Origin of the sequence: Herbaspirillum sp. 1130 (assembly GCF_017833835.1) — a bacterium.
Taxonomy (GTDB): Bacteria; Pseudomonadota; Gammaproteobacteria; order Burkholderiales; family Burkholderiaceae_D; genus Herbaspirillum; species Herbaspirillum huttiense.
On sequence record NZ_JAFICQ010000001.1, the window covers coordinates 1,721,259 to 1,745,038 of the forward strand.

Consider the following 23,780-nt stretch of genomic DNA (forward strand, 5'->3'; position numbering starts at 1 on the left):
GGAATTCTCCTATGCAAGGTGACGGACGCCGCCAGGGCGGCGGCGCGGGGCCACCAGCATACGCGATTTGTCGCGCCTCAGTTGAGACGGATCTTTTCCAGCAATTGCGTGATGTTGTAGCGCATCAGCGAGAGGTAGTCCGCTGCCGGGCCATCCGGTTTCGACAATGCATCGGCGTACAGCTTGCCGCCCGGTGCCGTCCCGGATTCGCGGGCGATCTGCTGCAGCAGCTTGGGGTTGCTCATGTTCTCGAAGAACAGGGCCTTGATCTTCTCGCTGCGGATCTGGCGGATCAGCGAAGCCACCTCGCGGGCGCTGGGTTCGCTGTCGGTAGACACGCCCTGCGCAGCCAGGAAGCGCACCTTGTAGCGCGCACCGAAGTATTCAAAGGCGTCATGCGAGGTGATGACCTTGCGCTTGGCATCCGGGATCTGGCTGAACTGGCGTGCAGCCCAGGCATCCAGGTCCTGCAGCTTGGCGACATAGGCCTCGCCGTTCTTGCGGTAGACCTCGGCACCGGCCGGGTCCAGCTTGGCCAGGGCGGTGACGATGTTGCGGGTGTAGACGATCACGTTCTGCGGATCCTGCCAGGCGTGCGGGTCGTCCTTGCCGTGATGTTCATGTCCGGCACCGTGGGCGTGATCGTCCTCATCGTCACCCACGCGCTCGCGCGGCTTGATGCCGGCCGAAGCCACCACGATGGGGCCACGGTAATTGGCCGACTGCGCCAGGCGCTCCATCCAGCCTTCGAAACCGAGGCCATTGACCACGATCAGTTTGGCACGCGAGACCGCCTTGATGTCATCCGGCGCGGGCTGGAAGACGTGCGCATCTTCATCCGGACCGACCAGGGTGGAGACGGCGATGCGCTCGCCGCCGACATTGGCGACCACGTCGCCCAGGATGCTGAAGCTGGCCAGCACCGGGATGCGCTCGGCAGCGGCCGCCGGCAGGCTCGCCGCCACGGCCAGGGCCGCCAGCAGCGCAGAGAGAGGACGAAACAGTTTCATGAATACTCCGGAGAAAGAGAAGCAGAAGAAATCAGCAATAGACAGGAGAAAGTGAAGTCTCAGGCCTGCAGGTGCGGTCGCCGCAACAGGCGCGGCAGCCAGCCGCGCGGGGCCAACAGCAGCGAGGCGGCATACAGCACGCCCGCGCAGACGATGATGACGGGGCCGGACGGCACCGAGGCGTAATACGAGATCAGCAGCCCTGCATACCCGGCCAGCGCCGCCTGCAGCACGCTGTTGCACAGCTGCGCAGGCAAGGTGTCGTGCCACAGCCGCGCCGAGACCGCCGGCAGCATCATCAGGCCGACCGCCATCAAGGTGCCCAGGGTCTGGAAGGAGGCCACCAGGTTCATCACCACCAGCATCAGGAATACCTGCTGGTAGATCGCACCGCCGCTGCGTCCGCCGCCCACGGCCATGTAGGAAGGATCGAAGCTCTCCAGCAGCAACCCGCGATAGAGCGCGGCGATGCCCAGCACGCTGGCGCTGGCCACACCGGCAATGAGTACCAGGCCTTCGCTGTCCACGCCCAGCACGTTGCCGAAGAGGATGTGCAGCAGATCGAGCTGGGTGCCGTGGCGCGAAATCAGGATCACGCCCAGCGCCAGAGCGACCACGTAGATGGCGGCCAGGCTCGCGTCTTCCTTCAGTTCGGTATGGCGGCTGATCCAGCCGGCCACGGCCACCACCAGCACCCCGGCGGCGAATCCGCCGATGGACAGCGCCGGCAGCGACAGGCCGAAGAAGATGAACCCCACCGCCACGCCCGGCAGCACGGCGTGGCTCAGGGCCTCACCGAACAGGCTCATGCGGCGCAGGGTCAGCAGCACGCCCAGCGGGGCACTCCCCAGCGCCAGGGCAAAAGCAGCCACCAAAGCGCGGCGCATGAAGGAAAATTCCAGGAACGGGGCAATGGCCAGCGTTTGCAACGTCGAAAGTACACTCATGCCTGGCCTCCCGGGCTGGCGGCATGGTGCGCGTGGGGATGCCCATGTGAATGTTCATGCGCATGGTCATGCACGCGCGACAAGGCCAGCACTTCCGCCTCGCTCACCTCGCAGACGCCGGCATGCTCATCGACCGCCTCGGCCATGGCGCGGGCGCGCTGCAGGTTTTCTTCACACATGACCTCGGCCGTCTCGCCCCAGGCCACCACATTGCGCGCCAGCAGCAAGGTCTGCGGGAAGGCGCGGCGCACCTGGTCGTGGTCGTGCAGCACCGCAATGACGGTACGGCGTTCGGCATGCCAGGCCGAGATGATGCGCAGCAGGTCGCCGGTGGTGCGGGCGTCGATGGCATTGAAGGGTTCATCCAGCAGGATCACCTCGGCATCTTGCAGCAGGATGCGGGCAAACAGCACGCGCTGGAACTGCCCGACCGAGAGGCTGGACACCGGGCGTCCGGCAAAACCGTCCAGCCCGACTGCCGCCAGCGCCTGCACCGCACGCTGGCGCATGGCGGCGTCGATGCCGCCCCAGTTGCCCTTGGCCTGCCAGTAACCCAGTTGCACGCAGTCGATCACCGTGATGGGGAAGCTGCGGTCAATCTCGGCCTGCTGCGGCAGGTAGGCGATGCGGCGTGCATCGACATGGGTATGCACGCGTCCGTCATTGCAGCGCACCAGCCCCAGCATGGTCTTGAGCAGAGTGCTCTTGCCGGCCCCGTTGGGACCGACGATGGCCGTGAGCGAACCACGCGCAAAGGCCCCGTTGACATGGTGCAGGGCCGGATGGCGGCGATAGCTGACGGTGAGGTTGTCCAGCGAGATGGCAGCGTCCATGTCAGCCCTCCCCCAAGGCCCAGTGCACGCCCAGCCACAGCAGCAGGACTACGGGCACAACGGCCAGCACACGCTCCCACCAGGGGCTGGCGAGCACGCCTTGCTTCAACAGGAATCGAGAGAGAAACGACACGGCAGGCAATCTGAGAAGAAGCAACACGGGCACCGGACAAGGCGGCCAGCAAGGCCGGGAAGAGCACACTTGCCCGTTGGCGCAACCGAGTTGCAGAAACAGGAAAAGCAGGCATTATAATGCAACCCTGTTGCAGAATGTAACAACGCTGCAAATCTGCCCTTGGTCCGGGGCACAATGCCGCTCTGAGGGCGGATCTTCTGCCCTGGTTTGCAGTCTGTTTCCTTGCGTTGCCGGTTTGCCGCCCCCCTTAAATTCTCTTTACAACAAGCACAAGAAAGAAGCCGCCCATGTTCCGATCCCGTCCATCGTTGCGCCTGATTCCTCTCGTCCTGCTGTCCCTGGCCAGCCTGCCTGCGCTGGCCGCCGATGAAGGCCATGACCATCATGGCAACCATCCCGCGCACGTGCACGGCGTGGGCAAGCTGGACGTGGCCCTGGAGGGCAACACCCTGACTTTGCACCTGGACAGCCCGCTGATCAACCTGGTCGGCTTCGAACACGCCGCCAGCAGCGGCAAGGACAAGGACACCGTGCGCGCCGCCGTCAAGAACCTGCGTGAGGTCAACCGCATGTTCGCCACCGATGCCGCTGCCCAGTGCAAGCCGGCCGAAGTACAGCTGGAGTCGGCCGTGCTGCCACCGGCTCTCCTGGGTGAGAAGACGCCCGCCAGCAGCGAGCCCGCCCCCAGCGATGGCCATGCCGACCTCGATGGCGATTTCACCCTGGTCTGCGCCACCCCTGGCGCACTCAATACGGTGGATGTGAGCGGCCTGTTTGCCGCCTTCCCTGGCTTCCAGCGCATCGACGTGCAACTGGCCACGCCCAAGAAGCAAGGTGCGGTGCAACTGGTGCCAGGCAGCGCCCTGATCCCCCTGAACTGATCCTCCGAACCGCCGGGGCCACTTGCCCCGGCGGCCAGTCAGGCCAATGACAGGCAGCGGCGCTATGATCGGCCCTGCCCCTCTGCCTCGGCACTCCTGCGCTTTTCCTTCATGTTGTCATGACTCTCCCTGAACGCCCCTCCCCGGCCGCAGCCATCGCCATGCGCGAGCTGCGCTTCACCTGGCCCGGCCAGACGCACCCGGCGCTGGCCTTGCCGCATTTCCAGGTCGCGGCTGGTGAACATGTCTTCGTCAGCGGCCCCAGCGGCAGCGGCAAGAGCACCCTGCTGGCCGCCATCGGCGGCATCATCGTGCCGCAGGCCGGCACCGTGGAAGTCCTGGGCCAGTCGCTGCACAGCCTCTCGGCGGCGCGCCGGGACCGCTTCCGGGTGGATCACATCGGTTTCATCTTCCAGCAGTTCAATCTGCTGCCTTATCTGTCGATCCTCGACAACGTGCTGTTGCCCTGCCAGTTCTCGTCCTACCGCAGGGAGCGCGCCGGCCAGCAAGGGGCCGATCTCAAGAGCGTGGCGCAATCCCTGCTGGCGGCGCTGGATCTGGCACCGGCCCTGTGGACGCGCCCCGTGACCCAACTCTCCATCGGCCAGCAGCAACGCGTGGCCGCCGCGCGCTCGCTGATCGGCCGTCCGGAAATCATCGTCGCCGATGAACCGACCTCGGCCCTGGACAGCGACCGCCAGCAAGCCTTCCTCGACCTGCTGCAGCGTGAATGCGCGCAGAGCGGCGCGGCACTGGTCTTCGTCAGCCACGACCAGCGCCTGGCCGAACGCTTCAACCGCCGCATCGCGCTGGAACAGCTGAACCAGGCCGCCCGCCCCGAGGAGGCCGCATGAAGCTGCTCCTGCGACTGGCCGCGCGCAGCGCCTGGAACCGGCGCTTCACGCTGGGGCTGATGCTGCTGGCCATTGCCCTCTCCACCACCATGCTGCTGGGCATCGAACGGGTGCGCCATGAAGTGCGGGCCGGGTTCTCGCAATCGGTGTCCGGCACGGACCTGGTGGTCGGTGCGCGGACCAGTCCGATCCAGCTGATGCTGTACGCCATCTTCCGCATCGGCGGGGCCACCAACAACATGGGTTGGGACAGTGCCCAGACCCTGGCGCGCAATCCCGCGGTGGCCTGGACCATCCCGATCTCGCTGGGCGATTCCCATCGCGGCTTCCCGGTGCTGGCCACCAATGGCGATTACTTCACCCATTTCCGCTATGGCAGCGGCCAGTCGCTCAAGCTGGCCCAAGGCCAGCCCTTTGCCGGCGTCTTCGATGCCGTGCTGGGGGCGGACGTGGCCGACAAGTTGCACTATCACCTCGGTGACGTCATCGTGCTGGCCCACGGCATGGGTGGTCTCGGGCTGACCCAGCACGCCGACAAACCCTTCAAGGTGGTCGGCATCCTGGCCCGCACCGGCACCCCGGTGGACCGCACGGTACATATCGGCCTGGATGGCATGCAGGCCATCCACCTTGACTGGGAAGGCGGTGCGCCCTTGCCGGGGGTGCATATCCCGGCCGAATTCGTGAAGAAATTCAACCTGACGCCGACCAGCATCACCGCCGTCCTGGTGGGCCTGAAGAGCCGCGCCCGGGTGTTCGCCGTGCAGCGCGCCATTGCGGATGGCGATGGCTTCAAGGAGCCGTTGATGGCCGTGCTGCCGGGCGTGGCGCTGGACCAGTTATGGGACGTGGTCGGCATCGGCGAGAACGCCTTGCTGGTGGTCTCGGGCATGGTGGTGGTGGTCGGCCTGGCCGGGCTGGTGGCGGCGATCCTGGCCAGCCTGGGCGAGCGGCGGCGCGAGCTAGCCATTCTGCGCTCGGTCGGAGCGCGTCCGCTGGATGTGCTGTGGCTGCTGTGCGTGGAGGGATTGGGCGTGATGCTGTGCGGCGTGCTGGCGGGGCTGTTGCTGCTGAGCGGACTGATCTGGGTGCTGGGGCCGATGCTGGCTGACCAGTTCGGCATCGCCCTGCATCCCGCCTGGCCGGCGGCAGGCGAATTACAATTGCTGCTCTGGACCGTGCTGGCCGGACTGGTGGCCAGCCTGTTGCCGGCCTGGCGCGCGTATCGCCTGAGCCTGTCGGACGGCCTGACACCAAGACTCTGATCTGGAAGCAATGATATGAAGACTCTTTACTGGATAGGCGGCATCGTGGTCGCCGGCCTGTGGGCCGGGCTCGGCGTGCGCCTGCTCTCGCAAGTCAACGCCCACGCGGCCCCGGCGGCCGCGCCTGCAGCGGTCAGCGCAGCCCCGGCGACGTCTGCCGCGCTGGCCGGCGCGGTCCCCGCTGTCACGGCACGCGCCGATGCCGGCAGCACCGTGCCGGGCGTGGCGGACGCATCCAACGGCCCCTACAAGGTCGGCGACCAGTTGCAGCAAAGTGCCGCCGTGACCGAAAAGCCTTACCAGGCCTCGGGCAAGATGGTGAACGGCTTCCAGGAGATCGCCTGGGAATCGTTGATCCCCAAGGACTGGGACCCGATGGCCCCCTTCAAGGGCTTGAAACTGGACCAGATGACCGATGACGATCCGCGTGCCGATGCGGCGCTGTGGAAGGCCAAGAAATACTGGAAGGATGCCCCGGTCGACCCGGCCATGGAAGGCAAGCCGGTGCGCCTGCCCGGCTTTGTGGTATCCCTGGACCGGGAAGGCGAGGCACTCAAGGAATTCCTGCTGGTCCCCTACTTCGGTGCCTGCATTCACGTGCCGCCACCGCCGGCCAACCAGATCATTCACGTCAAGAGCGCCAAGGCCGTCAAGAATGTGCGCACCATGGATGCGGTGTGGATCAGCGGCGTGCTCAAGGTGGAACGCTCGGATTCTTCCATGGGGGCCTCCAGCTACAGCATGAAAGCGGTCAGCGTTGAACCCTACAGCGCGCCGGACAAGAGCTGAGTCGTCGCCCGACGGCTTATCCCCAGTTTCTCCTCTGCCTCCTCCAAGGCCTGCCCTGCGCAGGCCTTATCCACATTTTACGGGGGCAAGCTTGTGGACAAGGCTTTGACAAGCCACCCAAGCCCTTGATTCTTCAGTACTTTTCCCTCCCGCCTCGGCAGCGCGCAGAAATGGTGCAGTCGCCTTCCGCCCATCTCGCGGCGCTGACTTGTCCCCGTCCCGTGAGCGGATATCCACATTTTTTGGGAGCAAGCCTGTGGAGAAGCGCTGGGCAAGTCAGGCAAGGTCTTGATTGCAAAGGACTTTCCTTAGCCGAGGCTGCAGCAGGCAAAAAACGGGCGGCCCGGCAGACCCGATAAGCGTTGCAGGACCTGCAAGGATATCCACATTTTCTGGGAGCAAGCTTGTGGAGAAGCACTTGACAAGCCACTCAAGCCGTTGATTCCAAACAACTTTTCATTATCGCAACTGCGGCTGGCAAAGACCACCCAAATACGCCCGACCTTGGCTTTTCAGCTTGCTCCGGACTCGAAATACGGCATTGCCAGGCGCTTTCGGCAGGATATCCACACATTTTGGGAGCAAGCCTGTGGACAAGCGCTTGACAAGAGATCCAAGTAATTGATTACAAAGGAAAAACTATTTCAGATGCAAACCCGGGCAGTTTTTTGGCGCACCAGTCCGTCCGCCGCAAAGCCGCGCCCAGACTGGCCGAGCGGGGTGATATCCACACTTTTTGGGAGCAAGCCTGTGGAAAAGCACTGGACAAGCCACTCAAGCCATTGATTGTTAAGGGCTTTATGAAAAATGATACGAGACGGGCAAGGCCCGTTGGCCTGCAGCCCTTGCATGGATATCCACATTTTTTGGGAGCAAGCCTGTGGAAAAGCGCTGGGTAAGCGCATCAAGTCGTTGATTGCAAAGGGAATTCACCACCAGGGCAGCGGATGGGCAACCGGCGGGCAACACGGGGAGCAGAAGAGAGGAAAAAGCGATGAGCAGGCCCCGGTGACGGAGCCTGCCCGGAAGGGAGGGACGCACCCCGCGCCGCGCACCGACAAGCTTGCGCCTGACGGGAAGGGAGGACTGCGGCTTCCATTACGTGTGCGACCTGCCGGGTTACGACGCCACTGTCCGGCCTGGGCGTGAAGCATGAAGCTGGGAGAAACTGGCTGACCCGCAGAAAAAAAGGCCTGCGACGCGCTCGCATCGCAGGCAACAACATCTGCACAGGGTCAGAGGAGACGTGTTGAAGTCTAGTGGCCGCGTATGACCGCGCCATGACAGTGCTCAGGGGATATGAAGGAAAAAGCGAGAGCGGCAGCGGCCGGGAGAAAAGTGATACCGAAAATGTCATGAAGCCGTCATAACGACGAACTATAGTGTGAATCTTAGTGCGGTACATGCAACCGATATGCATGATCGCATGGTGTGTTGGACATCTGTCCAGCACACCCTCCTCTCGGAGGCGTCCGCCTCCATGACATTCCCGAACTACATTACTGAAGAAAAACGACGGACGTCTTACCAGACGCCTTCGATGGCCGTGGCCTGCAGTTTGATGCGCGAGACTTCGCCATCGGCGCCTTGCAGGGCCAGGTCATCCGGCATGGCCTTGGGCGGCTTGCGGAACCATTCCAGGCACAGTTGCGAGAGATTGGTCAGCGCCTTCTTGGCCATGAACTGCTGCAGCAGCTCGCGTGTCAGTTCCAGGTTGGAGGCCAGGAAGAAGTCGCCCGGCTTGGCCAGTTCCTGCACGTCCGCGCTCATGCGCTGCAAGTCCTTCTGGAACATCTGGCGCGGCACCGGCAGCGGGTGGCCGGCCGAGACCAGCAGCTCCTGGAACAGCGGTGCCATGAAGTCCAGCGCATAGCCATCGCACTGCACCCAGGCGTGGAAGGCATCCTGATGGCTGTTCACGCTTTGGCCGTCTTCGGCCAGTGAACCGAAGGACAGCGCACCGCCGCCATCTTCACGAATCAGGTAGAACGCCGCACCGGCGACGGGGAAGGCATTGCGCTTGTAGAACTTCTTGAGGATCTGGGCGGCGGTGACGGAAAAGAAGAAACTGGCGGCCGGGATGTCCGCTTCCACGCTGTGCAGCACGGAATGGATGACGCGGAAGATGCGTTGGTAATCGGCCAGGGGGATCAATGGGCGCAGGTTCTGCGCGGAGGAATGTGAGCTTTGCATGGGCGCTATTTTCTCATGGAAAAGAACGGGCAAGCCGCTAGGCCGCTCCACGGGTGTGCCGGACTGCACACTCCCGTTGCGTGACGCGCTTTGGAACAAAAGCGGCTGCACGACTTGCCGTTCCACCCTCAAGACATGTTTACTACGCAAAACTCTGCTGCTACTGCTACGGCTACTTCAACTGCTGCTACGCACTGCAACTGCAACTACCACTACAAACCCATTGCAAAACGAAACGACATTGGTTCACTGCTGCTGCGGATGCTTGCTGTTGTTGCAGGCACTACCCCTAGTGCCACGCAACGGTACTGCCTTTGCTGCTTCACTCCCCCTCGCTTCACTTCCCTTCACTTCCCCTCACTTCCCCTGCTATCCCTCGCCCCCAGGCACTGCTCCCCTGGAATTCAATCCGGCTTCTTCGGTTCCTGCATGAAGCAGGTGCAATCGACATCGTGATACTGTGCGCAGTGCTGCAGCGACGGCCGGGTCAGGCCATTGTCGAACAGCGAACGGTCTTCGGCATCCACCTTCACGTAGCGCAGGGCCGAGGCCATCACCTGCTGGTCGCGCCGGCCGATGTCGTCCAGCGACACTTCCAGGCTGCCCCACTCCTTGTCGGTCTTGACGAAGAGATACATCAGTACGGTGCAGAAGACCAGGTAGCTGATGAACATCAGGGTGATTTCACCCGGTACGGATTCGGTAACGAAATGCATGGCTGGCTCCTGAGGCAAGATTCTTGGTCAAGGTCTTGCGTGCCAGTCACGACCCCACTGTGTGGTCGGGGGTCCGGGGCACAGACCGTGTTTCATTGGTTCCCATGGTAGTGGCCCAACGTGACTGCGAACATCGGGAAATTCCTGATCCTGCAACGCGGCTTGTCAGCTCGACAGCAAGCTGGCACAAGGCTTTGCCGCATATCAAGCTCTTCCATGACCTGTAAAAGTTACGTGAATTTCATGCCGAGCTGCCGCAGGGAAACAGCCGAAAAAAAACCCGCCAGGCTTGCGCGTGGCGGGTTCAGGCTCGAATTGTCCAAGTCCAAGGACGTCTGAGGAGACGCCCTCAATGTACCGGGCTACGCAGCGGCTGAAAACGAAGCATTCGTCATGCGCTTATGCTGTTGATGCATAAGCCTCGCGCTGCCCCTCTCAGCCAGCCTTGACGGACAGCCATCGCTCCACCAGCCGGGTCCAGAAGGCGGCTCCCACCGGGATGTTGGCATCATTGAAATCGTAGCCTGCGTTGTGCAGCATGGGCTGGCCCTGCCCGTTGCCCACCCGCAAGAAGCAGCCAGGGCGCTGTTGCAGGAAGTAGGCAAAATCCTCGCTGCCGGCAATCGGACCGAAGGGCGCGATCACCTTCTCCGCACCCACCAGTTCCTCAGCCACGCTACGGGCGAATTCGGTTTCGGCATCGCTGTTGACCAGCACCGGATAGCCGCGCAGGTACTCGATATCTGCCCGCGCACCGTAGCTCTCGGCATGCAGCGCCACCAAGGCGCGGATGCGCTCTTCCAGCAACGCGCGCACCTCGGGCTTGAAGGAGCGCACGCTCAACTCCAGCGTGGCGAATTCGGGAATCACGTTGGAGGCCTTGCCCGCATGCAGGCTGCCCACCGTGACCACTGCCGTTTCCATCGGATCGACATTGCGCGAGACCACCGTCTGCAAGGCCATCACCAGGCTGGCGGCGGCCACCACCGGATCGACCGACAGGTGCGGACGCGCCGCGTGGCTGCCGCGCCCGGTGAGGCGGATCTTGACGGTATCGCAGGCCGCCATGAAGGGACCGCTCCTGAACATGAATGTGCCCGCTTCCACGCCCGGATGATTGTGGATGCCAAAGACGGCATCGCAGGGAAAACGTTCGAAGAGCCCATCGGCCAGCATCTTCTGCGCGCCGCTGTCGAAGCCGGCTTCTTCGGCCGGCTGGAAGATCAGGTGCAGCGTGCCATCAAAACGGCGCGTGCGGGCCAGGTGCTTGGCCGCCCCCAGCAGCATGGCGGTATGGCCATCATGGCCGCAGGCGTGCATGGCACCGGGCTTCACGCTGGCCCAGTCCAGGCCGGTTTCTTCGTGGATGGGCAAGGCATCCATGTCGGCGCGCAGGCCGATGCTGCGGGTACTGCTGCCGGCTTTGAGGGTGGCGACCAGGCCATTGCCGCCGATGTGGCGGGTGACGGCATAGCCCCACTCTTCCAGGCGCGAGGCGACCAGGGCAGCGGTATCGACTTCCTCGAAGGACAGTTCGGGATGCTGGTGCAGATGGCGGCGGATGCCGGTGATTTCGTCGTGGATATCGTGCAGGTCGGCGACCTCGCACAGGGCGTGTTCATGCGGGTGACTCATTGTTTCTCCGTGGGGGATGGGCGTCGCGCCAGCACATCGCGGCCCTGCTCGGCCAGGTCCCAGAACAGGCCCGCCATCAACTGCAGCGACTCGCGCGATACGCTGGCCAGTATATGCTCGTTGGGCGCGTGCTGTGAGCAGGCCGGATAGGAGTGCGGCACCCACAGCGTCGGCAGGCCGAGGGTCTCGGAGAAGACATCGTTGGGCAGCGAGCCTCCCAGGTTGGGCAGCAAGGTCGGTGTCTTGCCGGTGCTCTCCTGCAGCGAGGCCAGGCCCCAGCGCACCCATTCATCATCCGGATCGAGCCGGGTCGCGGAAAACTGCACGCCCGACAGCGTCACCTGCACATCGTCATAGCCGTGCTCATCCAGATGTGCGCGGATGTGTTCGATGAAATGCGCATCATCGCTGCCGACCACGAAGCGGATCTGGCAGTGCGCCGTGGCACGCCCCGGAATGGCATTGACGGGGGCCTCCGGATTGCCGGTCTTGAAGGCCAGCACTTCCAGCGTATTCCAGCCGAAGACGCGCTCGGCGGGCGTGAGGTCGGGCTCGCCCCAATCCGGATCGATCTCGGGATCGGTGAGGCCGCCGCCCAGCTTGACGCTGGCCAGGGCCTTGCGCACGCTCTGCGGCAGGGCATCCGGCAGCAAGGCCGGCACGCGGATGGCACCGCGTTCATCGACCAGGCAGGCGATCGCATTGGCCAGGCGCACGCCAGGATTGCGCAGCAGGCCGCCCCAGTTGCCGGAGTGATGGCCGCCGTCGCGCAGATGGCAGGTCAGATCAAAGTTGCAGCCGCCGCGCGAGCCCAGGAACATGGTCGGCGTGGGAGCGTTCACGCGCGGGCCGTCGGAGGCGATGAAGAGATCAGCCTTCAGGCGCTCTGCATACTGGCGGCAGACTTCGTTCAGGCCGGGTGACCCGGTTTCCTCGCCCATTTCCAGGATCAGCTTGACGTTGTAGCCGAGCTTGCCGCCGCGTACCTTCATGACTTCTTCCAGCGCGGCCAGGTTGATGGTGTGCTGGGCCTTGTTGTCGGCGATGCCGCGTCCGTACCAGCGTTCGCCCTCGACCACGATCTCCCACGGCGAGAGGCCGGCGCGCCATTGATTGTCATAGCCGCGCACCACGTCGCCATGCCCGTAGGTCAGCAAGGTGAAGGCGGCCCCCTCTTCGATGCGCTCGGCGATCAGGAAGGGACTGCCGCCCGGCAACGGATTGTCGATCACTTCGCAGTCAAATCCCAGCGAGACGAGATAAGGCGTGATCTCCTGCCGCAGGTAGTCGTAGAGGATGGGCAGGCTGGCCGCTTCCTGGCTCTCGGTACGGATGGCCACGCGGCGCTTCAGGGTTTCCATGAAACGGCCGTCGTCGAAGTAAGCCTGTACGCCGGCGATGGCTTGTGCTCTGCTCATGCTGCTGCTCCTTGGTTTTTTACAGTTTCGTTCATGTTCTCAAGCCGCTGCCGCCAGCGCCGGAATGCCCATGCCCGGATCGGGCGTCAGCGCCGAGGCCAGCAGCATGCGGGTATACGGATGCTGGGGATCGCTGAAGAGTTGTTCACGCGAGGCCAATTCCACGATGCTGCCCTTGTTCATCACGGCCACCCGGTCCACCAGGTGCTCCACCACGCCCAGGTCGTGGCTGATGAACAGGTAGGTCAGCCCGAACTCGGCCTTCAGGTCCAGCAGCAGGTTCAGGATCTGCGCCTGCACCGACACATCCAGCGCCGAGGTCGGTTCATCGCAGATGAGGATGTCGGGCCGCAGGATCAGCGCCCGCGCAATCGCCACCCGCTGCCGCTGGCCGCCGGAGAGCTGGTTGGGATATTGCGTGTGGGTGCGCTCCGGCATGCCGACCAGATCGAGGATCTGGCGCACCTGGCGATTGCGCTCGGTAGCGTTGCCGATGCCATGCAGCTTCAGCGGCAGGCCGACGATCTCGCCCACGGTCTTGCGCGGATTGAGTGACGAATACGGGTCCTGGAAAATCGGCTGGATGTGACGTGCATGCGCGCGGCGCTCGGTCGGATCGACCTCCTGGCCATTGATGAGCACGTTGCCCGACGTCGGCGCCAGCAGCCCCAGCAGCATCTTGGCCAGGGTGCTCTTGCCGCAGCCGGACTCGCCGACCAGGCCCAGAGTCTCGCCGCGATAAAGACGCAGCGACACGTCATCGACCGCCTTCAGTTCACCGGGTGCCTGGAACAGCCCGCGCTTGAGCGGATACACCTTCGACAAGGCGCACAATTCCAGCGCAATATCGTCGAGCGGTGGCCGTGGTGTCAGGGAATTGTTCATGCTGCCACCTCCATCGCCGACACCGGCGCATCGAGCTTGAAACAGCGCGCCTCATGCGGCAAGCCGGGGCCGCCCTGCTGCACCATGGGCGGATCCTGTTCGCAGCCGCTGTCGGCCAGAGTACAGCGATTGCGGAAGGCGCAGCCGCTGACCTGCCCGACCAGGCTGGGCACCACGCCCGGAATGGCTTGCAGCCGGCTGCCCGGCAAGGTCTTGCCGCGCACCGGGATGCAATTGAGCAAGCCGCGCGTATAGGGATGGCGCGGCTGCGCGAAGAGTTGGGCCACACCGCTGGTCTCCACCACCTGCCCCGCATACATCACGGCCACGCGATCGGCGATGCGCGAGACCACGCCCAGGTCATGCGTGATGAAGATGACCGCAGTCCCGAACTCCTGCTGCAGTTCGCGGATCATGCGCAGGATCTGCGCCTGGATGGTCACGTCCAGTGCGGTAGTGGGTTCGTCGGCGATGATCAGGTCCGGGCTGCACATGAGCGACATGGCGATCATCACGCGCTGGCGCAGGCCGCCGGAGAGCTGGTGCGGATACTGGCGCAGGCGGTCTTCGGCATTGCTGATGCCGGTCCGGTGCAGCAGGTAGAGCGCACGTTCGCGTGCCTCGCCACGTGTGACGCCCGGCTGCTGCAGCATCGCCTCGCAAAGCTGGTTGCCCAGCGTGTAGGCGGGGTTCAGCGACGTCATCGGCTCCTGGAAGATCATCGACATGCGCTTGCCGCGCAACTGCATGCGCTGCCGCTCGCTCATGGTGTTGAGATCCGCGCCATCGAAGAGGATGTGGTCGGCACTGCATTGCGCCTTGCGCGGCAGCAGTCCCATCAAGGCCAGCGAAGTCATGGACTTGCCACAGCCGGACTCGCCGACCAGGCACAGCATCTCTCCCTTGCGCACCTGGAAATCGATGCCGCGCACGGCATGCAGCATGCCGTTTTCGGTGGGCAGGTCCACCTTCAGGTTCTTCACGTCCAGCAATATGCTCATGGTGTGCTCCTTGCGTGAACCCTCAGTTAGTTGCGGCCATCGGGCGCATTGACATCGCGCAGGCCATCGCCGACCAGGTTGATCGCCAGCACCAGCAGCGCCAGCGCCACACCTGGAATGACGATCACCCAGGGCTTGAAAAACATGTAGGTCTTGCCCTCGGCCACCATCAGTCCCCACGACGGCGTGGGCGGCTGCACGCCCAGTCCGAGGAAGGACAGCGTGGCCTCCAGCAGAATGGCGTGGGCCATTTCGAGCGTCGCCACGACGATCAGTGCACCCATGATGTTGGGCAGGATCTCGCGCAGCAGGATGTAGGGGGTCGAAGCCCCGATGGCCTTGGCGGCCGCGATGAATTCGGCATCGCGCAATTGCTGCGTGGCCGAGCGCGTGACCACCGCAAAGCGGTCCCACAGCAACAGCCCCAGCAGCACGATCACCACCTTCAGCGAGCCGCCGACCAGCGAGGCCATGGCCAGCGCCACCAGCACCACCGGCATGGCCAGGCGCGTGGTGATGAGATAGCTGATGACGGCATCGGTGCGTCCGCCGAAGTAACCGGCCAGCACGCCCAGGGTGGTGCCGATCAGGCCCGAGATGAGCGCGGCGGCAATGCCGATGGTCAGCGAGACGCGCGCACCGAAGATCAGCCGCGAGAGATAGTCGCGCCCCAGCTTGTCAGTACCGAGGATGTGTTCCCAGCTGCCCTGGGCCTGCCACACCGGCGGGATCAGGCGCGCCGTGACATCCTGCTCGAAGGGATCATGCGGCGCCAGCAGCGGTGCGAAGATGGCCGCCAGCACGATGATGGCCAGGAACAGTGCCCCCAGCACCAGGCCGCGATGGCCCAGCAGGCGGCGCAGCTTGCGGCGCCACGCCGGCAGCGGTGGCAAGGCCGCACTCAACACGGCAGGGGGCGGCAACGTGGATGATGAGGTAACGCTCATGTCGTCTCCAGACAAGATCAGCGGGTACGGATGCGCGGGTCCAGCAGCGCATTGATGACATCGGCCAGGAAGGTCAGGCCGATGTAGAACATGGCGATGATGAGCACCACGGCTTGCACCACGGGATAGTCGTTGCGCGAGATGGCGTCCCAGGCGAGCTGCCCCAGCCCCTGCATCGAGTAGACCGATTCGATGACCACAGAACCCCCCAGCATGAATCCCAGCTCAACTGCCGCCAGCGCCACCACCGGGATGACCGCATTGCGCAAGGCATGCTTGAACACCACCCGTGATTTGGAGAGGCCCTTGGCACGTGCCGTGCGGATGTAGTCCGAACCCAGCACCTCCAGCATGCCCGAGCGGGTCAGCCGCATCATGGCCGGCATGGCGTAGTAGCCCAGCGCCACGGCCGGCAGGATGAAATGCTGCCAGCTCTCGTTGCCGGCCACCGGCAGCCAGTGCAGGGTGACGGCGAAGAGGAGGATCAGCGTCAGGCCGAACCAGAAGCTGGGCATGGCCTGCCCCACCACGGCGATCAGCAGCGCCGTGCGATCCAGCCAGGTATCGCGATAGAGCGCCGCCAGCACGCCCAGTGGAATGGCAGTCAGGATCGCCAGCAGCAAGGCACTGCCGCCGAGTTTGAAGGTGATGGGCAGGCGTTCGGAAATCATTTCCATCACCGGCCCCTGGAAGTAGAAGGACTTGCCGAAGTCGAGCTGCACGGCGCGGCCCAGCCAGTCCACGTATTGCGTGGTCAGCGGGCGGTCCAGGCCGAACTGGGTACGCACCGATTCGACCTGGGCTGCCGTGGCCTCCGGCCCGGCGATGGAGACTGCCAGGTCACCGGAGAGATGCAGCAAGGTAAAGCTGACGACGGACACCGTCAGCGCTACGCACAAGGCGATGGCGAGGCGGCGCAGGAGGTAGATCAACATGGCGATCCTTCCTTGCAAAAGCTGGGCGGATGACGTCAGGAGCGGCGCACGCAGTGCGTGCGCCACCGGGTTTATTTCCAGGAGGCTTCGTAGAAGCGCGGCAACTCGTCCGGATATCCCTGGAACTTCAGCTGCGCATTGAAGGCATAGAAGGTCGAATAGGAGAACATCGGTGCCACGTAAGCCTGCTTGGAAATGAGTTCCTGCGCCTTGGTGTAATTGGCCTTGCGCACCGCCGGGTCGATGGAGGTATCGGCGGTCTGCAGGAACTGCTGCAATTGCGGATCCTTGGTGATGTCATCGGCACCGCCCTTGAAGTAGACACCGGCAAAGGCCGAGGTATCGTTCATCGAGAACGAGCCCCATGAATAAAAGCTCATGGGTGTCTTGCCGCTGCGGTATTCGGTCTGCAGGGCCGCGAACTTCATGTAATGCAGCCGTGCGCGGATGCCGACCTTGCGCAGGTCGCCGATGATGGCTTCGGCGATTTCACGCTCGCGGTAGGCGTAGATGTCGGTATCGAAGCCGTTCGGATAACCGGCTGCCGCCAGCAGCTCCTTGGCCTTGGCCGGGTTGTAGTCAAACTTGATGGCGGCGTTGCTGTCGCAGCCGAACTGCGTGCGGAAACAGGCGGTATAGACCGGCTGGCTGCCGCCGCGCATCAGGTTCTCGGCATAGCCCTTGCGGTTGATGGCGTGATTGACCGCCTGGCGCACGCGCACATCCTTGAAGGGAGAATTGGGCGCGGAGGTGCCGGTCGCATCCAGGGTGATGAAGCCCACGCGCATGGTCTCGCCACTCTGCACGGTCAGCTTGGGATTGGTCTTGAGCGAATCGGCCTGGTCGGGCGGCACGCGCCAGATCCAGTCGATGGCTCCGGTCATCAGTTGCGCGGCACGCGTTTCCGGATCGGGGATCACCACGAACTTGATGTTGCCAATCGAGGGCTGGCCCTGCGGGCTGTCCTTGAAGTAGTTGCCGTTCTTGACCAGCGTCACGCCCTGTCCCGGGGTCACGCTGGTGACCTTGTAGGGACCGGTGCCGATGGGGGCCTTGGAAAAACCTTCCAGTCCGACCTTCTTGAAGTAGGCCGCCGGATAGATCGGCAGCGGACCGGCCAGATATTCGAGGGCAGCGGGGAACGGCCCCTTCAGGTTGATGCGCACCTGGTAGTCGCCCAGCTTGTCGACGCTCTTGATCCAGTCGGTGTTCTGGCGTGTGACCGCCTTGGATTCCGGCGAGACGGCGTAGTTGAAGGTGAACACCACATCGTCAGCGCTGAACTTGTCGCCGTTCTGGAATTGCACGCCCTGGCGCAGATCCAGCACCAGCGCAGTGGGCGACTCCCACTTCCAGGCGGTGGCCAGTTGCGGCTTGTACTCGTTGGTCTTGGGATCGCGATAGATCAGCGTGTCCCAGATCAGGTGCGCCAGGATCACGCCTTCGCGCAGGTTGTTGTGGTACTGGCTGATGTTCTCGACTTCGCTGTCGGAAGCGTAGATGAGGGTGTCGTTGGCCTTGCCGGCATGGGCTGCCATCGCGCTCATGGCCCCCGCCACGAATACCGCGCAACGTGACCAGCGCATGAGGGATTTCGGTAGTGCGTTCATTCCTGCCCCTTCGTTCGAATAAGACAATTTAGAAAAAATCGCGACGTCGGGGCTGATACTAGGCTAGGATTTATCGATGCCACAATCATCAAATTTCTAAGCCTGCGTTGCCGAATCCAGAACGCAGAAATGCTGCACCACAATGAGACCACCCTGGCAAAAGCCGCATCGCTGCTGGGCTGCGGGGCGTGGAGCAGGTGCAGCATCGCAGTGCGCGCCCAGCCCGCAAGCACTGCACCAAAGCCGTGAAGCACGCACCAAATAAAGCGCGAAATTATTTGCACCGACCGGGTAAAGTGCCGGTCAGCCTTGGTCAGGACGGAAGGAGTCACCGGATGAAATCACAGCAACTGCAAGACACCGCGCTGCGCTACTTTCTCGAAGTAGTCCGCTGCGGTTCCATCAGCGAAGCCTCGCAGCGCCTCAACGTGGCCAGCTCGGCCATCAGCCGCCAGATCAGCAGTCTCGAAGAGACGCTCGATACGGTTCTGTTTGAACGCCGTCCACGGGGCATGGTGCTCTCGGCGGGTGGCGAAATGCTGGCCGCGCATGCGCGCAAGATGGCCCTGGAGGCAGACCGCGTGGTGGCCGACCTGCAGGCCCTCAAAGGCTTGCGCAGCGGGCGTGTGCGGCTGTCGGCCTCGGAAGGTTTTGCGATCGATTTCCTGCCGCGCCTGATCAACGCTTTCCAGAAAAAATATCCGGGCTTCGTGTTCCAGCTCTTCGTGGGCGCGCCGGCAGTCGTGTCGCGCCAGGTGCGCGAAGGCAATGCCGATATCGGCCTGACCTTCGCACGACTGCCCGAGCCGGAGATCAAGGTCGTGCACCGCCAGCCCGGCCCGATTGCGCTGGTGATGCGCAACGATCATCCGCTGGCGCGCTTCCGCCATGTGTCGCTGGGCCAGCTCAAACCTTATCCTCTGGCGCTGCCCGACCCGACCACGACGCTGCGGCAATTGTTCGACATCGCCTGCAGCCGCCAGCAAGTGGTGATCGAACCGGTGATGACCAGCAATTACATCCAGTCGCTGCACAACTACGTGCTCGATAACGACGCGCTCTCCATCACCGGCGACGTCACCGTGCGCTACCGCATCGAGCGCGGTGAACTGACCATGCGGCCGATCCGCGATTGTCCGAGCGATGGCCGCTTCGTCGAAGTGCAGACCCTGGCCGGACGGACCTTGCCGCGCAGTGTCGAGATTTTCCTGGATTACCTGGTCGCGGAATTGAGCAAGGACCTGTAAAACGCAACAACGCAACGCGGCCGCTACAGAAGCGGCCGCGTTGTTTCTTCTTTCAGCTTTTCAGCAGGTCAGTGCATCGCTCAGAAGCGCCAGCTGGCTTTGATCGCCGCCGACTGGTTGATGAAACCGCTGCGGCCTTCGGCATCGAAGCGCAACAAGATGTCGGCCGCTTCCACCAGCTTGAAGCGATAGCTCACACCCGCTTTCAACAACCACGGCGAGCGAGCGGGTCCGGGCGTGGTGAAGGACTGGCCCGGCGCACCGGCATAGGTGGCCACCAGGTCATCGCGATCGTTGATGACGTCATAGCTGGCACCGAGGTAGGTACTGATCTGCGAAGACGTTGTCAGCGCGTAGTTCAGGCGCGCCGCCGTGCCGAGCAACAGGGCCCGGCTGCGCTTGCCCTGCACCGACAGGTTCAGGTCCCCTGCCCCGTTCTCGCCGTAGGACGGGCTTTGCAGGCGGGTGTAGTCGAGCTGCAGGGCCGGTACCAGGCTCATTGCTTCACTCAGCGGCAGCGTGAACGATACGTTCGTGCCCAAATGCGCATGCCAGCTCTGGAAGCGGCTGCTGGCGATGCGATTGAGGCCACCGAACTGCATCTGGCGATCCAGGCGGTTGCCATTGCGGCCCAGGTCGGCTTGCCAGCCGAGTGATATCTCTCCCAACGGGAGGCTGCCGTAGAGGGCCACCATGTTGGACTCGATGCGGCTGCGACTGCCGGTGCCGGTGATGGCGGCATTGCCGCTGGCACTGGTGCTGGCGTAGGCGTAGGACAGGCCGGCGCGTGCGCTGTCGAACTCCATCTCGGCACCGGCTGCCAGGCCCGAAGTGCTGGCGCTGAAGCCGGACTCGCCGCCACGGTCGCCCTGGTTGGTGCGCGACTCGAAGGGCATGATCCACACCTGGCGGTCGCCGCCTGCCTCGCCTGAGGACAAGCCGCTGCCTGCAGCGGCGCTGCCCATGTTGCCGCTCTCGGTGCGGGTGGCGATGACGCGGTTCAGGGACGCCATGGTGCCACGGATGGCACTGGCGCTGACGTCCCTGGGCAAGGTCTGGCTGACGGCGCGCAGCAGGCTTTCCGCATCGGGCATGCGGCCCAGGGCGGTGACCACCTGGGCCATGTCCGCCGTGGAGGGCTGGCGGATCTGGCGGTCCAGTACCGGGGCGACCCGTGCAGCGGCCGTGGCGGCGTCGATGAGTGTGGCCGAGGGGCGCACTGTGGGGGCGGGCGCTGGAGCCGGTGATGCTGCTGCAGGGGTTGCGGGTGCTGCTGCCGGTGCTGCCGATGCTGCAGCCGGTGCCGCCGGTGCCGCCGGTGCCGCCGGTGCCGCTGGAGCTGCTGGTGCTGCTGCTGGTGCTGCTGGTGCTGCCGGTACTGGTTTATTTGCGGCCGGACCAGTTGGAGCTTGCGTGGTGGACGCTTGGGTGGTCGTAGCCTGTACAGCTGGAGCCGGTGCAGTGGATGCTTGAGTACTCGTTGCCTGTACAGCTGGTGCAGGTGGAGTGGACGCCTGAGTACTCGTGGCCTGTACAGCTGGTGCAGGTGAAGTGGATGCCTGAGTGCTCGTGGCCTGTACAGCTGGCGCTGGCGTAGTGGATGCCGGTGTGCCAGTTGGCTGTACAGCAGGCGCTGGCGTAGTGGATGCCGGTGTGCCAGTTGCCTGTACAGCTGGCGCTGGCGCAGTGGATGCCGGTGTGCCAGTTGCCTGTACGGCTGGCGCAGGTGTACTGGACGCCTGCGTGCTGGTCGCCTGTACGGTTGAAGCCGGTGTACTGGACGCATCCGTGTTCGTTGGCTGTACGGGCGGAGCAGGTGTAGCGGCCGGCTGCGTGCCCGTTGCTTGTATGGCAGGGGTCGGTGTCCCCCCCGCATCCGGCGTCAGCACCGCCTGGGCGACCTGCTGAATGCTGGTCGCGTCGACGATGTTCAGGTCAAGCGCAGTAGCGGACACCACAGGCTTGAAGTCGAACAGCAGGGAATTGTCCGTGACATTCAGGCGCGGTGCCGTGAGGCTGCCGGCCGTGACCACGCCGGCCAGTGTCTGGCCGCTTCCCAGACTGGCGGTCTTGTAGACATCCACGGCCAGGTGCGCGTCGGGCGCGAAGCTGGCCGCACCGGTGACCGACAGCTTGCCGTATTGGCTGGCACTGGCCACGCCCACGCTCAGGGTCTGGTCCGTCGCCAGGCTGAAGGCCGGAACGCTCAAAGTGCCCGCGGCGATGGTGGTGTTGCCGCTGTAGCTGAGCGGACCGAGCACGTGCAATGTCCCGTCCCCCTGCTTGACCAGGCTGCCCTTGCTGCGGCCATCGGCGATGCCGGCATGGAGCGTAAGCGTGAAAGCCTGGGTATCGAAGCGCCCTTCGCCACTGACGCTGACCACATTGCCCATGGCCAGTTGGTCGGCCGCCGCACGCAAGGTGGTGCCATCGGACATGGCCAGCGGGCCGGTGCCCAGCGCGGTGGAAGACGCCACGCCGAGCGTGCCGCCCTCCAGCCGGGTGCCCCCCGAATAGCTGTTGTTGCCCGACAAGATGAGGCTGCCCTCGCCGGTCTTGACCAGGCTGCCGACGTAATCGGCATCGGTCTTTTTGCGGGCGGCGTCGAGATAGGTGGCCTGGGCGTGATAGTCGCCCAGCGCCACCGTGGCCGGATCTGCGGCGATCAGCCTGGCCATCAACTCCTCCTTGCTCAGCGTGGGACCGCTGCCGGACTGCTTGAGCAGGGCCGCTGCCAGCGGATTGGCGGCGACTGCCTTGTCGGCTTGCTGGAAGGCAGTGTTGTCCTCTTTCTTCTTGCTGGCCTGGAAGGTGGCATTGCGCTGCGCGCGTGTCTGGACCAGTGCCATGGCCTGGCCATAGCCGCTCTCCACATTCGATGCGATCTGGACCGCCGCGCTGGCAGCGGCCGCCTGCAGGGCATCCGGCGAGGCAGCCTCACGGGCTGCCAGCTGGGCACGGTCATCGCTCTTGCGCTGGATCAGCGCGGCTTCGGAGATGTCGTTGCTCCAGGTGTCGCTGCGGCCGGCGGCGATGTTGGCGTTGAAGACACCCAGCAATTGTCCCGGACCATTCAGGGCCTTGTTGAGGTCCGGCACACCCCAGCCGAACATGGCATTGGGCACGTCCGCCGGACCGCTGCCCAGATGCTTGGCGGTAGTCAGCAGGATGGTGCGGATGGCCTGGTTGTCGAGGTCGGGATAGCGCTCCATGAGCAGCCCCAGTGCGCCGGTCACGTGCGGGGCGGCCATGGAGGTGCCGGAGGCGTTGACCAGGTCGGTGTCGGAAGTGATGTTCAGACTGGTGATGGCCGAGCCGGGGGCGGACACACACCAGTACCTGGCCAGTCCACACTGGTTGGAGAAGCTGGGCAGCACCGAACTGGCATTGATGGCGGCCACCGCGATCCAGTTCTGTTCCAGCTCCGGCCGGAAGTAAGGCAGCGCCGAACGGATATTGATGTTGGCCTTGGCGGAATTGCCGGCCGCCCAGACCATCAGCGTATTGGAGTCTTTCGCCACATCGGCGGCGACATCCAGCCAGCTTTTCTTGCCACCACCCTGCAGGCGATCGTAGGCCGCGGCCACGCCGCCGATGCTGCTGAAGTCATCGCGCGAATCCGGACTGCCCCAGCTGCTGTTGATGACCCGCACACCGGCATTGGCGAGGTTGCCGTAGGCTGCCTTGAAGTAGTTGTAATCCGCGTTCACGCCATAGACCGAACTGTCGGTGCCGTTGGTATTGGTGATGTGGTAGTCGCTGGCGAAGGCCACCCCCATGATGCCCGCGCCGTTCTTGGCCGCGGCGATGGTGCCAGAGACGTGGCTGCCGTGCTTGTCGTTGAGCTTGCTCAATGCCCCGGTGGTGCTGAAGGCGTCCCCTGCTTTCCAGGCCTGGCTGCCGTCCTGATATTGCGAACCGTCATTGGCGTAGGTGCCGGTGACGGCCAGGGCCTTGACGTTGCGGGTGACGAACTCGGCGTGGGACAGCAAGAGCCCGGAATCGACCGCGCCCAGCTTGATGCCCAGGCCCGAGAAGCCGGCCGCGTAGGCGTACTGGGCATTCATGGCCCCCAGCCCCCAATCGGTCTGGAATTCCTTGTTGCCTGTCCAGCTGGCCAGGGCGGCGGCAGAGTCGGTGGTGGTACTGCCATCGTAGTTGACGAAACTCTGGGCGCCAGCGGGCAGGCTCAGGGCCGGGCTCAGGGTCAGCAGTACGGCGGTGCAGAGACGGTGTAGGCGCAAGCCGGCGGGCGGCGTGGTGCAGGCGGACTTGTCCTGCTTCTTTTTGTGTTTCATCTTCCCTTCCTCGGTCGATCTTTTGGAATTGGCCGGGTCATCGGGAAGGCAAACCCGTCCCCCGTCCTTCTTGTCGTCGCCCCTTGGTGCCGGTTCGGACCGGCTTTTGTAGGGGCGCATTGTCGGGGGACAAGGTCTTTCTGGACATTGTCTTTTGGTGCTGTTCAGGGCGGAGGGAGG

At 64.0% G+C, this 23,780-nt stretch carries 19 protein-coding genes; 5 read left to right on the top strand and 14 right to left on the bottom strand.

The window, feature by feature from the left end; genetic code table 11:
• Positions 1-77 precede the first annotated feature (77 nt).
• From JOD78_RS07665 to JOD78_RS28215, 4 genes are read right to left on the bottom strand one after another with little or no spacing between them, the layout of a single operon-like run.
• On the bottom strand, positions 78-1,010 hold the full coding sequence (locus tag JOD78_RS07665; protein WP_134136120.1) for a metal ABC transporter substrate-binding protein: 933 nt from the start codon (positions 1,008-1,010) through the stop codon (positions 78-80).
• A 59-nt stretch (positions 1,011-1,069) separates the two neighbouring features.
• Positions 1,070-1,957 carry a metal ABC transporter permease gene (locus JOD78_RS07670; protein ID WP_039784850.1) on the bottom strand — a complete coding sequence of 296 codons (888 nt, stop codon included), beginning with the start codon at positions 1,955-1,957 and terminating at the stop codon, positions 1,070-1,072.
• Positions 1,954-2,790 (bottom strand): zinc ABC transporter ATP-binding protein AztA, encoded by an 837-nt coding sequence (aztA, locus tag JOD78_RS07675; protein ID WP_039784849.1) that lies wholly within the window; start codon positions 2,788-2,790, stop codon positions 1,954-1,956. The genes JOD78_RS07670 and aztA overlap by 4 nt, the downstream gene beginning before the upstream one ends.
• 1 nt (position 2,791) lies before the next feature.
• A complete protein-coding gene (locus tag JOD78_RS28215; RefSeq protein WP_256497406.1) occupies positions 2,792-2,923 on the bottom strand; it encodes a hypothetical protein in 132 nt (43 codons plus the stop codon).
• A gap of 290 nt (positions 2,924-3,213) precedes the next feature.
• Between JOD78_RS28215 and JOD78_RS07680 the strand changes: the two genes are divergently transcribed.
• The 4 genes from JOD78_RS07680 to JOD78_RS07695 all read left to right on the top strand — a co-directional run bounded on the left by JOD78_RS07680 (position 3,214) and on the right by JOD78_RS07695 (position 6,715).
• On the top strand, positions 3,214-3,807 hold the full coding sequence (locus tag JOD78_RS07680; protein ID WP_121042161.1) for a DUF2796 domain-containing protein: 594 nt from the start codon (positions 3,214-3,216) through the stop codon (positions 3,805-3,807).
• 119 nt (positions 3,808-3,926) lie between these two features.
• Positions 3,927-4,661 carry an ABC transporter ATP-binding protein gene (locus JOD78_RS07685; RefSeq protein ID WP_204725689.1) on the top strand — a complete coding sequence of 245 codons (735 nt, stop codon included), beginning with the start codon at positions 3,927-3,929 and terminating at the stop codon, positions 4,659-4,661.
• Positions 4,658-5,926: an ABC transporter permease gene (locus tag JOD78_RS07690; RefSeq protein WP_121042165.1), complete on the top strand. Its 1,269-nt coding sequence runs from the start codon at positions 4,658-4,660 to the stop codon at positions 5,924-5,926. Before JOD78_RS07685 ends, JOD78_RS07690 begins: the two co-directional genes overlap by 4 nt.
• Positions 5,927-5,941: 15 nt before the next feature.
• Positions 5,942-6,715: a DUF3299 domain-containing protein gene (locus JOD78_RS07695; protein ID WP_121042167.1), complete on the top strand. Its 774-nt coding sequence runs from the start codon at positions 5,942-5,944 to the stop codon at positions 6,713-6,715.
• Positions 6,716-8,239: 1,524 nt separating this feature from the next.
• Here JOD78_RS07695 and JOD78_RS07700 read toward each other — a convergent pair.
• The 9 genes from JOD78_RS07700 to JOD78_RS07740 form a co-directional block, all read right to left on the bottom strand.
• On the bottom strand, positions 8,240-8,908 hold the full coding sequence (locus JOD78_RS07700; protein WP_121042169.1) for a DUF2026 family protein: 669 nt from the start codon (positions 8,906-8,908) through the stop codon (positions 8,240-8,242).
• 404 nt (positions 8,909-9,312) lie between these two features.
• Positions 9,313-9,624 (bottom strand): hypothetical protein, encoded by a 312-nt coding sequence (locus JOD78_RS07705; RefSeq protein ID WP_121042171.1) that lies wholly within the window; start codon positions 9,622-9,624, stop codon positions 9,313-9,315.
• 435 nt (positions 9,625-10,059) lie between these two features.
• Positions 10,060-11,259 (bottom strand): M20 aminoacylase family protein, encoded by a 1,200-nt coding sequence (locus tag JOD78_RS07710; protein ID WP_134136121.1) that lies wholly within the window; start codon positions 11,257-11,259, stop codon positions 10,060-10,062.
• Positions 11,256-12,677, bottom strand: coding sequence for a M20 family metallopeptidase (locus JOD78_RS07715; RefSeq protein WP_134136123.1), 1,422 nt, complete (start codon positions 12,675-12,677; stop codon positions 11,256-11,258). Before JOD78_RS07715 ends, JOD78_RS07710 begins: the two co-directional genes overlap by 4 nt.
• A gap of 39 nt (positions 12,678-12,716) precedes the next feature.
• Positions 12,717-13,562 (bottom strand): ATP-binding cassette domain-containing protein, encoded by an 846-nt coding sequence (locus JOD78_RS07720; protein ID WP_121042177.1) that lies wholly within the window; start codon positions 13,560-13,562, stop codon positions 12,717-12,719.
• The gene (locus tag JOD78_RS07725; protein WP_209566998.1) at positions 13,559-14,563 is read right to left on the bottom strand and encodes an ABC transporter ATP-binding protein; all 1,005 of its coding nucleotides are present in this window, start codon (positions 14,561-14,563) and stop codon (positions 13,559-13,561) included. The genes JOD78_RS07720 and JOD78_RS07725 overlap by 4 nt, the downstream gene beginning before the upstream one ends.
• A 26-nt stretch (positions 14,564-14,589) precedes the next feature.
• Positions 14,590-15,510, bottom strand: a complete 921-nt coding sequence (locus JOD78_RS07730) for an ABC transporter permease (protein WP_121042180.1) — start codon at positions 15,508-15,510, stop codon at positions 14,590-14,592.
• Between the two features lie 17 nt (positions 15,511-15,527).
• Positions 15,528-16,445, bottom strand: coding sequence for an ABC transporter permease (locus tag JOD78_RS07735; protein ID WP_121042182.1), 918 nt, complete (start codon positions 16,443-16,445; stop codon positions 15,528-15,530).
• A 71-nt stretch (positions 16,446-16,516) separates the two neighbouring features.
• Positions 16,517-18,055 carry an ABC transporter substrate-binding protein gene (locus JOD78_RS07740; protein WP_134136126.1) on the bottom strand — a complete coding sequence of 513 codons (1,539 nt, stop codon included), beginning with the start codon at positions 18,053-18,055 and terminating at the stop codon, positions 16,517-16,519.
• Positions 18,056-18,390: 335 nt separating this feature from the next.
• On the opposite strand from JOD78_RS07740, the gene JOD78_RS07745 reads away from it, so the two are divergent.
• Entirely contained in the window at positions 18,391-19,302 is a 912-nt protein-coding gene (locus tag JOD78_RS07745) for a LysR family transcriptional regulator (RefSeq protein WP_034331414.1), read from the top strand.
• An 80-nt stretch (positions 19,303-19,382) separates the two neighbouring features.
• On the opposite strand, the gene JOD78_RS07750 is transcribed toward JOD78_RS07745, so the two are convergent.
• The gene (locus tag JOD78_RS07750; protein ID WP_209566999.1) at positions 19,383-23,600 is read right to left on the bottom strand and encodes a S8 family serine peptidase; all 4,218 of its coding nucleotides are present in this window, start codon (positions 23,598-23,600) and stop codon (positions 19,383-19,385) included.
• Positions 23,601-23,780: the final 180 nt, after the last annotated feature.